This window comes from Klebsiella sp. HMSC25G12 (genome assembly GCF_001807705.1).
GTDB classification, from domain to species: Bacteria; Pseudomonadota; Gammaproteobacteria; order Enterobacterales; family Enterobacteriaceae; genus Klebsiella; species Klebsiella variicola.
In genome coordinates this window covers 224,784-237,080 of record NZ_KV789778.1, presented here as the reverse complement: position 1 = coordinate 237,080, position 12,297 = coordinate 224,784, and the positions used below count along the sequence as shown (strand labels likewise).

General features: G+C 55.0%; 6 protein-coding genes. 4 read left to right on the top strand and 2 right to left on the bottom strand.

What is annotated here, in order from left to right:
* A partial coding sequence (locus tag HMPREF3096_RS01120; protein ID WP_228704792.1) for a hemagglutinin repeat-containing protein occupies positions 1-7,647 on the bottom strand: 7,647 nt, incomplete at its 3' end.
* A 12-nt stretch (positions 7,648-7,659) separates the two neighbouring features.
* Positions 7,660-9,321 (bottom strand): ShlB/FhaC/HecB family hemolysin secretion/activation protein, encoded by a 1,662-nt coding sequence (locus tag HMPREF3096_RS01115; RefSeq protein WP_032729494.1) that lies wholly within the window; start codon positions 9,319-9,321, stop codon positions 7,660-7,662.
* 869 nt (positions 9,322-10,190) lie between these two features.
* Between HMPREF3096_RS01115 and HMPREF3096_RS30735 the strand changes: the two genes are divergently transcribed.
* The 4 genes from HMPREF3096_RS30735 (at position 10,191) to HMPREF3096_RS28325 (ending at position 12,264) form a co-directional block, all read left to right on the top strand.
* Positions 10,191-10,592 carry a hypothetical protein gene (locus HMPREF3096_RS30735; protein ID WP_070544245.1) on the top strand — a complete coding sequence of 134 codons (402 nt, stop codon included), beginning with the start codon at positions 10,191-10,193 and terminating at the stop codon, positions 10,590-10,592.
* 214 nt (positions 10,593-10,806) lie between these two features.
* Entirely contained in the window at positions 10,807-11,256 is a 450-nt protein-coding gene (locus HMPREF3096_RS01105) for a hypothetical protein (RefSeq protein WP_070544244.1), read from the top strand.
* A 2-nt stretch (positions 11,257-11,258) separates the two neighbouring features.
* A complete protein-coding gene (locus HMPREF3096_RS01100; RefSeq protein ID WP_070544242.1) occupies positions 11,259-11,699 on the top strand; it encodes a hypothetical protein in 441 nt (146 codons plus the stop codon).
* Positions 11,700-11,799: 100 nt separating this feature from the next.
* Complete coding sequence (locus HMPREF3096_RS28325) at positions 11,800-12,264, top strand: hypothetical protein (RefSeq protein WP_077270145.1); 465 nt, start codon at positions 11,800-11,802, stop codon at positions 12,262-12,264.
* The last annotated feature ends 33 nt before the right edge of the window (positions 12,265-12,297 follow it).

Below are 12,297 nucleotides of genomic sequence, written 5' to 3'. Positions count from 1 at the left end.
GCTTCCCGACCACGACCCGGCGCCGAAGGTGTAACCCAGGCCACCGCTGAGGCTGCTCTGTGTGCTGTCGTAATGGTCGCTGTCCCGCAGGCTGGTTATCGTCAGGTCGCGGCCGACATCAGCGGTCACCTGGTGACCGCTGACCTGCGCGCCGGCCAGCGTGGTATCCCGTCCGCTGCTGATGATGACCTGATGACCGGCATCCACCGTGGTTGCATTCTGCCTGGTGCCGTTGCCGCTCTCATGCCCTTTGCTGCTGCTGGCGTTTGCCGAGATGCTGATACCGGCTCCGCCGGAGCCCACCCCCACGCCGACGCCAATACTGCCGCCGCTGCTTTTGTTGCTGCCGGTAGTCTGCTGTGTGTCCTGTGACGCTGTCAGGTTCACATCCCTGAGCGCATCCAGCGTGACATCCTTACCGGCTTTCATCTGGCCGCCCGCGACCGTGATGTCGCCGCCCGTTGCCGTAACAGCGAGGTTATTTCCGGCATTCAGGGTGCTGCCGCTGGTCGTCACCTGCTCCGAATGTGACCGGGAGGAAGAGGACTGCGAACCCAGCGACGCGCTGATATCAATCGTATTGTTATTGTCCTTATCGCTGCCGCCTCTGGCCCCATCCAGCGCGACGGCCTGGGCGGCCTGGATACCGGAAAGCGCCGCTTTTGTTCCCTGAAGCGCACTCAGGCGGCCATCACTGACCTCTTTCGCCTTCTGCGCGGCGGAAACCGTATTGTTCACCGCACCGCCTGCGCTGCCTGACAGGGCCACCGTCAGCCCGCTGGATTTCTGCTCAAACTTCTCGTCGACCGTCCGGGTGTCGTGCCCGGGGTCAATCACCACGCTGTCTCCGGTGATGCGGATATCCCGGCCCGCAACCACATCTGAACCACCGATATGCGCCTGCTTACCGGCAGAAATCACCACGCTACCGCCCGTACTTCCCGTCGTGGAAGCACTCTGGCTCTGGGTGGTGCCCGCTTCACGCAGCTCGTGCGTGGTTTTACTGCTGCCGATAGAGAATCCGATCCCCCCGGTTCCCGTCAGGCCGGATTTTTTCTCTTCTTTAAATCGCCAGGCGGTATCGGTATTGGTCGCCGCCGTGATCTCGACATTATTACCTGCGTGGAGCTGAACATCACCCTCAGCCACCACCGCCGAGCCCTGCAGCAGAAGATTATTCTCTGCCAACACCTGAACCTGATCTCCGCTTAACAGCGTACCGGCTTCACGGGTGGCGCTCTCCTCTTCGATGGTATGCGTGGTTTTCTTACTCAGGAACCCCTTTTTGGTCTTCGTCTCTTCCTTGTAGTGGTAATCACTTTCCGTCGCCGTGGTCAGGTTCACATCGCGGCCCGCCGCCAGGCCGATATTCCCGCTGGCAGTCACCTGCGCCGCTTCGGCGTTGACGTCGCGTCCAGCAATAATCGTAGTACTGCCGCCGCTGGCAATGTCGGTACCCTGCTGGCGCACGGATTCATCGATAACGGTTTTCTTACCGCTATGACTGCTACTGCCTGCGGTGGTGGCTTCCGCCCGCAGATTCACATCGCGTCCGGCCTGAATACCAACATTCCCTTCCGCTGCGATGCCCGCCGCCTGGCTGGTCACATCCCGCCCGGCCACCAGCGTTACCTTGTCGCCTGCGGTCACCGTGCTACGCTCTGCGCCGCTCTGATGGCTTTCGCTGCCGCCCGTGCGGCTGCTCTGTTCGTTACCCGCCGCGTTCAGGTTCAGGTCATTGGCCGCCACCAACTGCGCGGTGTGACCCGCATTGATGGCGCTGGCCGTCACGTTCAGATCGTTGCCCGCCCGCATTATCGCGTTACCGCCCGCCGTAATGCTGCTGCCCTGATACGTTGTGGATGAGGAACGACTGTGTTTCTGGCCCCAGAAGCCAGACTGGCTGCGACTCTCGGTGAACTGGTTGGCGGCAATATTGATGTTACTCCCGGCTTCCATCACCAGATCGCCGCCGGCGCTCACCGTCGCTCCGGTTATGTTGATCGTGTTCGCCGCGGCCATATACAGGCCGTCGCTGGCAGTAATGGCAGCCGTTTGCTCGCTATCGGTACCACTGAACTGGATATTGCCCCAGCGGCTGTCATCGCCAACACGCCACTGCTCAGTGCGGGTGACGTTATTGATGCTACCGCCGGTGCTTACCAGCTGCAGCGTTTTCGCCGATATCGTCGAACCAATGTTATTGATATCGCCCGACGCGCTCAGGTCAAGACGGCCATCCGCGCGGATAAGTCCGGCGTTAAGGTTGCTGAAGCTATTACTGCTGTCAATGGCAAGGCCGTCTCGCGCCAGCAACGTACTGCCGCTGTTGCTGATATTGCCCCCTGCCAGTTGCACGGTATTGCCGCTGATTACGCTACCGTTCCGGACGCTAACGTCCTTCGGCGACAGGTAAACTTTCGGCACCATCACGGTCCGACCATTAAGCGTTGCGGGCTCCCACCACAGAATGCTGCGATTGAGCGCCGCCACCTGTGCGGCGGTGAGCGCCACGCCAAACGTCAGGCCAAGCGAGGTCTGCACGTCGGCCGCGTTGTCCATCAGATAACGCATCTGATCGAGATCAGAGCCGAGGCCATCAAGATAGCGTGACCCGGTCTGGTTCAGCACCACGTTGCTGACATACCGAGTATCAAACGCCGCATCGCCCAGAAAACGATAATCGCTGTCAGGGTTAAGCCCCAGGCGATCCAGCATATATGACGAGCCAAGGAACGAGTCGCCATCGGTGTACTGGCTGCCCGTCTCGCGTGGCGCGCTGGCTGGATTCATGCCAGCCAGCTTATACAGATCGCCAAACAGCGACGGATCGAGCTGGCCCAGGCCATTGAGCTTCGGATTGACCGTGATCAGATATGGGCTGTCCGGATCGTCGGACGTGACAAAATAGCCGTTGATGCCGGACGGCAGTGGATAGTTATCGCCCAGCGGTTCCTGAACGAGCGCCGTACCGTTGCCGATGGTCTGGCTGCCGCTACCGGTTGTGTCGTTCCAGTCCGGACGGGTGATGGCGGTGGTATCTGCCCCGGCGAGGGACTGCATACTCTCACTGTCGTCAGTGAGTTGCGCTGAAGGTGTGTTCAGGTCAGGCGCGACAAGCGTGTTGCTTATTTTATCCGCATTAGCGATGCTGTTGGTGTTGCTGATGTCGCTGGCGAAACTGGCGCTGACGTTGCCGCCAGCCTGGATCACCGAACGGTAAATTTCTCCCTGTTCGGCCGTGGATTCATGCCCGGCCAGGGTAAAACCAATGGTAGAGCGTTCGGGCTGCGCATCCTCATAGTTATTGTCATCCGTGGGATAAGGCGCCCCCGGCGCAACGGCATAGCCGGCGCCCTTGCCAAAGCCAATGTTGTAGCCATAGCGGTGCGGGTCGTACTGATAGATATACCAGTCAGTGACGGTACCGGCCTGCCAGCTCTGATTGTTGAGCGTATTTCCCGTTAACGCGATATCGCCAGTTGCCAGAATATGGCTGGCAACGTTCTCCAGCGTGCTGGCGCTAATATGTAGATTTTTCCCCGCGGCAAGGCGTGCTGCCCCGCCCCGGCTGGTGACCTCCGTCCGCGTCTGGCTGCCGATAAACTTCTGCTGTGCTGATTCGGCGTACATTGCATAATAGAGCTGGTTCCAGTTGTGATAGCTGCAGGCGCCATGACCGTTACATGCCCCTGACTCGCTTGACGCCAAATAGCTGCTCAGGCCGTACGTCCCGTCAGCCAGCTGGCTGATATCGACATCGATTATCGCCTCTCCGAGACCCGGAATGGCCTGCTCGCCGCTAGTCTGCGAGATCTTAACCTCCAGCCCATCACGCTGATTGAGCAAGTACCCGGTGCTGATGGTCATGTCACCCTGCGTGGTTTCAATCGTTCCAGAGGTGTTAATCACTTCAGTGTTGGCATCACCGCTGGCGTTTTTTTGCATCACCAGGTCATTACCCGCCAGTATGTCGCCGTGCAGGTTATGAATGCGGTTGGCAAACAGCGAGAGATTATGGCCCGCATACAGTAAGGCGGTATTGAGGATCGTTTCGGTGGCCGTTAACACCAGGTTTCCCGCCGTACCGGTAAAGCCATCAAGCGTGATATGGCCAAGGCTGATCAGGCTCACGTCCCCACCCGCCTGCAGGGAACCTTCCCCATTCATCGCAATCTGTTGCCCGGTCAATGCCGTCTTGCCGTTGCCAGCTACCAGTTGACCGTTATTGATGAGCTGCCCGGCGGCGGTCAGCGTTACGCCATTGCCCTGTAAGGCGCCAGCGTTGGTGATATCGCTCTGGCTGCTGATGACAAGCTGTTTGTTTGCGGCCACAGTTCCCTGAGCGATCCAGCTGTTGACCAGCGCCAGCGTCAGATTACCCAGGGCAACTATCTGACCCGCGCCGCTGAGGGAGGCGACGTTCGCCAGAAGATCGCCGCCGCTGAAGAGTTTGCCCGCGTCGTTGTTTACGCTGTCGCTGTAAAGCAACAGGTTCTGCTTGCCGAACAAGGTGCCGCTGTTGGCCAGTGTCCGGGTGTCGACACTTAACTGTGCGGCCTGAACGGTGCCGCTGTTTAATAGCGTGCTCCCCGTCAGCGTGGCCTGATTTGCCGCCAGCATCGTGCCTGCGTTGGCGATCTTCGCCGCGTCCAGAAGGAGATGGGTTGCCTGCAGCCAGCCGCTGCCGCTGTAGTCTGGGGTGGAAAGCGTCAGGTCTCCGCCAGAGACAATGTTGCCGGCGTTGCGGGCATATAAGGTACTGTTGAGGCTGGTTGCGCCATGGCTTTGGATCGTGCCGTGATTGCTGAGCGCAGACGCCGTCAGCGTCAGCTCCCCCTGACTGAGGATGGCCCCGTTGGCCTGGTTGTTGAGCGCTTTTAGCAAGTTCAGCGTCAGATTACTGTCACCCTGCAGGCGTCCGCTGTTGCTGAGCGAAGCCACGCTAATCTGCGTATTCGCCCCCTGCAACTGACCGCTGTTGTTCAGGTCTTGCGCATGGAGGACAAGCGATCCCCCGGTCAGCAATTTGCCCTGCTGCTGCAGATCGCCATTCAGCAATACGTCGAGATGGCTTACCCCGCTAATCTCTCCGCTGTTGCTCAGCGAGTCGCCTTCCATTGTCAGAGTGCTGGCGCTCACCAGCCCCTCATTGCTGAGCGCGTGGCCGCTGATATGGACATCCCTCAGGGCAGTCATTTTACTGCCGTTAATCGCCTGCAGATCGCCGCTGAGCGTTAACGCCAGATCGACCGAGCTCTGGATCGCGCCGCTATTACTGAGGTCCGCGCCCTCAATAACGATGGTTTTCCCCTGCACCCGTCCGTGGTTAGCGATATCGCCAGCGGAGAGTGTCAGGTCGCCCTGGCTTAGCAGATCGCCGCGGTTATCCACGGTTCCGTTGCTGCTAAGCGTGAGCGCATCAAGCCCGATAACGGTCCCTTGATTGTCGATCGTCTCCTGCGTCAGTGCGATCCGGTTTGCCTGCAGCGAACCATTGTTGTTGAACAGGGCACCCGTTAACGACATATCGCCGGCGGCAAGGAGCTTGCCGCTGTTTGTCAGGGAGGAGGTTCGCAGGACAAAATCTCGCTGGCTCATGATGTCGCCATCATTGCGCAATGCGCCGCTGACGGTGGCATCCAGATTGCCTGTCGCCAGGAGAGAACCACTTTGCCGCCAGTCCTGCGCATTAATACGCAGTTGCTGCCCTTGTATGGCTCCTGCGGCGTTTAGCGTCGTCGCGGTGAGCGACATATCCCCTGCGGTCAGCCAACGTCCTGTGGCCCCCTGAGCCAGCGAATCGCCGGTGAGCGTGAGTGCCTGATTACCCTGAAGCAGACCGTCATCGGATAAAGTGACGGTTTTAACCGTTAACGTATCGGCGATGATGGCACCTGGATTGATCAGGGTCGTGCTGGCCAGGGTGAGCGCGTGATCGCTGGTGATAAGCCCGCGATTGCGGATATCCGGGATAGCGAGCGTCAGATTTGCCGCGCTATAGAGCGTACCGTCCTGCTGGTTATTCAACGTTTGGCTGGTAACAGAAAGTTGAGCCTCGCCCTGTAGCAAGCCATTGTTGGTGAGAGACTGCGATTGCGTGGTCAGCCTGGAGGCGATGGCCACACCGCTATTGCTGAGTTGCGGGGCTTGCAATGACAGGGTATCAGCGCTGCTTTTACCACTGTGGGTCAGTTTTTCGCTGGCGTGCACGGTGAGAGCGGATTTCGCCGCCTGAGTCCCTTTTAAATCAACCTGTTTCGCCGCAATATGCAGGTGTTTTCCCTGGATTTGCGATGCCGCGCTGGTGGCGATTGTCTCCCCCGATACCGTGATATCGCCGGTGGCGTTTATCGCGCCATTCAACGTCTGGCGGGCGGCATCAAGGGAGATAGCGTTGCCAGCGATCAAGGCGCCATGATGGGCCAGCGTCTTCGCGGTCACCGAAAGCTCGTCAGTGGCCGTCATTCTTCCCTCATTCGTCACGCTGTCGCCAGCCCGCAGCGCGATCTGGCGACCCGCATCGATTTGACTGTCGCTATCCTGGCGGATGGCGCTGGCCGTCAATGAGACATCCCGTCCGGCGGTCAGTTTTTCACTGCTTTGCGTGATTGAACCGCCCGCAGTCAGCCGCAGATCGGTATCGCTGGTCAGGGACCCTTTGCTCAATACCAGATCGCTCTGACTATGCAATGTGATTGCGCCCCCGGCCTTGTGATCGCCGGTAAGCGTAATATGCTGGCCGCGAGCGGCGATCCCGCCGCTGGCCAGTGAGTGACGCAAAGCAAGCCTGCCATTCGCTTCAAGGGTGATATCGCCCTGACGCGCGTTCAGGTCGCCGAGGTTCACCCCCACGCCGTTTTCGCTCGACACCAGACGAATACGATTGGCGTACATACCGCCCAGCGCCCCGGTATCCACCGCCAGCGTCGGGGGCTGACCTTCTCCGCTCATCGGGGTGACAGTGCCATGGCTATCCACCCGGTTAGCCCCGGCAATCACCGATAAGTCCCTGGCATGAACCGCCGCATTCACTTCCGTCGCTCGGGAGATAATCGACAACGCATCGCTGCCGCTGGTGTCAATGCCTTTGCCTTCAATGGAGATGGTTCCCTTCGCGACCTCCAGCGCCTGCAAATTCCCCGCCTCATCAAACACGGGTTTGCCAGTGGTCAAGGTTGCCTGGGGAGTGTTAATAAAGCCGCAGCCGTTACAGGTGATGCCATAGGGGTTGGCGACCATCACGTTCGCCGCCTTGCCTGCGACTTCGGTGTACCCGTTCAACTGCGATCGGTGACCACCGGTCACTTCGTTAATGATGCCCTTCGCTTCCCTCCCGGCCTGCAGATTCGGGTTGTTCTGGATAAACCCACCGAGCTGGGTCTGGTTCAGCTTCCCGGTCGCATTGTTGAGGATTAAACCCTCCTGGCCAACGTGGTAATCCTTAAACTGGTTATGCGAGATCCCGCTGCCGTTCGGGGTGGCAATATTAACGACCGGCACACCATTTGCGGCACTATCCACACCGGTTGCGCCCTCGGGATTGATCGCTGCGCCAATGGCCGGCAGGAGCGGCTGCCCGGCCAGCAGGAGGCTAATCAGGTAACTTAGCAGACGCGATGACAGGCGAATGGGAGGCTGATGCATGACGATAATCCTTTAAAATGCCACGGCAACGCGGTAGTAGATATTGAGGCGATCGGGACCAAGCCAGTCCGGATACGCCAGCGGACCAGCCACGGTAAAAGAGGTGGATAACCAGCGATTCGTCGTGGTGAACCCTACCGCTGCGCCCCACAAGGTTCCGGCGGCCCGGGGATCGAGTCGGTCAGCATGCAACCAGCCGCCATCCAGTGCGGCCAGAGCGCCGACCTGCCCAATGGCGGGGAGCGTAAAAAGCGCGTAGTTCAGTTCATTACGCCAGTAACCGCCATTGTCCCCTGAAATGTACTGTTCTTTAAAACCACGTACTGAGCTTTCCCCGCCTAAGGTCAGGCGCTCGCTGCCATATAAGCGGTCCGGAGACCACTGGCCGTAAAGGCTGCTAAGCCACCAGAGATCGTTGAGCAACGGGCGCTGAAAGCTGGCGCTCAGACTCCATTTTCTGAATTCCGCTTTTGGCAAATCGCCCGGTTTATTACCGTCACTTTCGGCACCAAACCACGGCATTCCGCGGGAAAACGTGGGGTTGAAGGTGGCAATCCCGGCAAACATTTTTTGCGTGTGGTTGAGGCCAAACAGCAGTGTCGTCAACTTACGGCTACTGCTTTGCAGCAAAACATCGTCGAGATAATTGTGGTTGGTCCGATAACTCAGTCCGGCGGAGAGACCCGTTTTCAGGTCGCCATTGCGAAAGAGAACCTGTGAGAAGTTTAGCCGGTGGGTTTCGGTGTCACCGCTGGAACGCCAGATCCAGCCGTGGTTATCGAGTGTACTCAGGTAATTATTCCAGCTGTAGCTGTAGTCAAACAGCGTATAACCGTAAGGAATGCTGACCCCTGCGGCAACATTTTGCGCATCTTTGGCATTCGAAAACGCGCTGCTGCGCCCGCCGCTGACAAACCAGCGATCGGCCAGCCCTAAAAGATTGTTGCCTGTTAAACCCGCGTTGATTTGTCCGCTACCTGTACTCTTCTGGCCGCTGTTGTCGACGCTCATCGACAACAAAAGTGGGCGCTCCGCTGTCGCCGTCAGGTTAACGATGGAGCCGCCAGGTTTTTCGCCCGGCTGGATTTCAATTTGCACAGGCGTCGCGCGCGTGCGGTTAATCTGCTCCATCCCCTGTTCGATATCACGCAGGTTAAGAATATGGCCTTCCAGCCCTGGAAACGCCATTGTTAACTCACGTTTAGCCGCCCCTTCCATGGTGATTTTTTCGAGCTTTCCTTCAAGAATAGTCAGATGTAATACCCCGGAACGTAAATCCTGCTCGGTCAGAAAAGCGCGGCTGGTAATATATCCCCGACTGATATACCAGTCGGAAATAATATTTACGAGTTTAGTAATACGCGCAATATCCATGCACTGCCCAAGCCAGGGCTGGACTATTTTTTGCTGCTGACGCGGATCAATAAGCGTCGCGCCATCTAACGCGATGCGATGGATAGAAAAACAGGGACCATCAGAGGCTTCAGCCTGCGCAGGCATCGCCGCGTGAAGGCTGGGCGTGGCGCGCTCCAGCGATTCACGTTGCTGCTGGTTCTGACGCAGTAATTGTTGCTGCTGTTGCTCAATGCTGTCGCGATCGGCTGGCGATAAAAAAGCGGCGTGGGTGGTCAGACTCAGCGTCATTAGTCCCAGAGCCAAATACAGAGATTTCATCCGTGTTCTCGTTATTACTTAACGTGCAGTGCAAAAACATATTCCATTATATGTTGCGCGGATTTAAGCATGAAACTTACGGTATGTGAACATGAAATAATGAATGAGGATCGTTTTTAGGATAATGACTTTTGCGCAGAAAAATAGACGGCAGAGGAAAAATAACGAATGTATTAACACGTATTTGAAATATGTTTTTCAACCGCAATAGCACAGCCAGGTTACAGGATAGGGAAAATGGTGTCCGGTACGAAAAAGCAGCAAGAGGATAAGAAGCTGATATTGAATGGGCCCTACAGGATTCGATATAAAAACATAACAAACTAATTTCATTTGACTATTTTAGTTGTAGAAATCACACATACCCCCAAATGTACCCCCATATGTTTTTCTATGGCCGAAAATCGACTATTTATCGCGCAATATTGGGTGCTAGGTGCTTTCTGCTATACCGCTAATATTCATCCGTCCAAAACCGCATCATAATTTACACACGGAAAATTTCTCTATATACATGCAAAATGTGTTGGTTCGGTTGGTTCAGTTGCCTCAAAACGTAAAGACCATTGTTTTTGTTTAGTATTTTTCAAAAAGTTGAACCAACACCACCTGATTTTGAACCAACATTTATCTGGTTGAACCTACATTCACGGGCCGTAAGCAGTAAACAGTAAACAGTAGCCAACCTCCAGCTAATGATTCTGGTAGTTCAGTCGATACAGGTTGTGTAGCCAGCCAGATACATTCCGCTTCCTTCTTAGATGCAGATCACGGTACCGCCTCAAAACTGAGTGTTTTATAAACAGTCAGAATATCAACTTGCCTTACCTATTACGGTTAAAAATAAACCAATCATGGAGTGCAAGGAAATGGATAGTACGCAGAAAAGAAATATCAAAAAGGTTATGCAAGCCCTTCATATAACATCCCACGAAGACTTCGAGCTTGTAATGAACTATCTGGCATCAGAGCTACAACCAGAAACAACAGAAAGCAGAGCTGAGAAGGAGGAAACGTTAAGATACACTGATTCCCGTAAGCCGCCTTCTGAGCGTGAAAAGCATTTGTACAACGTCAATGCGCTAGCTATTCACTATGAATTTATTTACAGCATCTGGCGCCGGCAGCTCTACCCGTCCCTTAAAGCCATAGATTCGCCGCTAGCAAGCAAACTGTATGATCGGTTCACCGACGGTGCCGTCTTTCTTATGAATATAAAAAAAATGGCAGAGAAACAACTCCTTCCAGGTGAAGAGGCACGAATAGACTGACCTGAGGGTAAGACTCGCTCTGCAAGCTTCGTCTTCTCTCCGTACACACTTCAATTCGGCCAGTGACGTGAGCGCCGTTGATGGTGGTACCTTGACGCTGTTAATTTATCAGATGACCGGTATCAATCAGTGTATATACGACCACTCTATCCGTATAACAACGTTATACAGCAGTATACTGTACAAACTGATATCAACGATCCGGCGGCCCCTCATGAGCAAATCCAATCTGGTAGCATTTCGCATTCCTGCAGAATTGCAGGACGCTTTTAATCAGGCTGTAGCGGAATCAGGCGGCGACAAAACAGCGTGGTTGCTCGATGCCCTGCGCAGCAAGCTGAACCAGCCAGAGAGTAACCCACAACTGCGCATGCTTGAGCTGGTGGAGCGAATGGAAGTAGCGGCGGCTGCGCTGGCGGGTGGCAAACAGGGGATCCCGCCGCCCCTGTACAATGAAGCGGCTGTTATCGGGATTGTTGCTGATACTATCCGGGAAGGGTTCGACAATGGCCGCATTATCGCTGAGCGGCTCAATGAGGCCGGTTATCAGACTAAAGCAGGCAAAGCGTGGGATAAGGACATCTACAGTGCCTGGAAGCGCCAAGGTAGCAATGCTCAGAAGCTATCAATGGTGCTACAATCAAAGACTGTTTCGGAGGGTTGATCGTGGAAGAAGTAACAAGACGCTCCAGAAAAAATGCTGGTGATGCGGGCGAATATTACGTTGCGTATATGCTTTCTCGGCTGGGTATCAGCGCAGCACTAACCACCAGCGGCACAAGTGCTGTCGATATAATTGCTACGATCGACGGTTCAAAAAGCATTAGCATTCAGGTTAAAGGCTCTTGGGCAAGGAGTCAGCCGCGGCAATGGATGGTAGGCAAGCATAAGCCTGTAGCATCGCCTGATTTATTTTATGTTTTCTGTAATATGTCAGAAGATATCACCATGATGAATGCGCCAGAGGTATTCATCGTGCCAAGTGAAATTGTAAAATCCATCTCTACCTGGCAGAACAGCGTGCCGTTATTTAAAATTGCTAAAGGCCAGGATGGAGAATTTCTAAATCGCTGGGACTACCTCACTAAAGCACTCACAGCAAAGTAATGTTTTCCCCATTTTTCCTCGGCGACAATACCTGTAATTGTGGTCCTGTATGCAATGGTATAGTGTCTAAGTATTAATCACTGATATGGACTATCAAATAATGAATAGTAAATTCCTAAGCATTCTGACACTAATTTGTACTTCTGCCATAGCATCTGGACCATCCCTCATTGTGTGCGAACCCAAAGACAAAAGTGACCAAAATGCTACTGGAATCTGGCCTCGTCCATACCTTGAAGAAGATAAGCTTTGTTTTGACATTCGTGTTGACGAAGGCAAGGCATGTGTTGGTAATGCTCGGACTACCAAATGGCTAAGCGGGGCCATAATCGTTGACATTGATGGTAAGCCACAAGGTCGTGACGATACATGGCTCAGGGTTGTAAACCCAACCATCTCAGACAAAAAAATTGAGTACAAAATAGAAGGCTCAAGGGACGACAAACATTGGGGGTTAGTCTCCGATGTTTCCATTAACCGCCTTTCAGGAGAGGCTGTAGATTGGTTTATTGGTGAGCATGGTGGCACAAGTTATCAGTGTCATTTGGAAGGCCGAAAAATCTAAAGCAGTGTCCTCATGGATGAGCGACCGGCATGT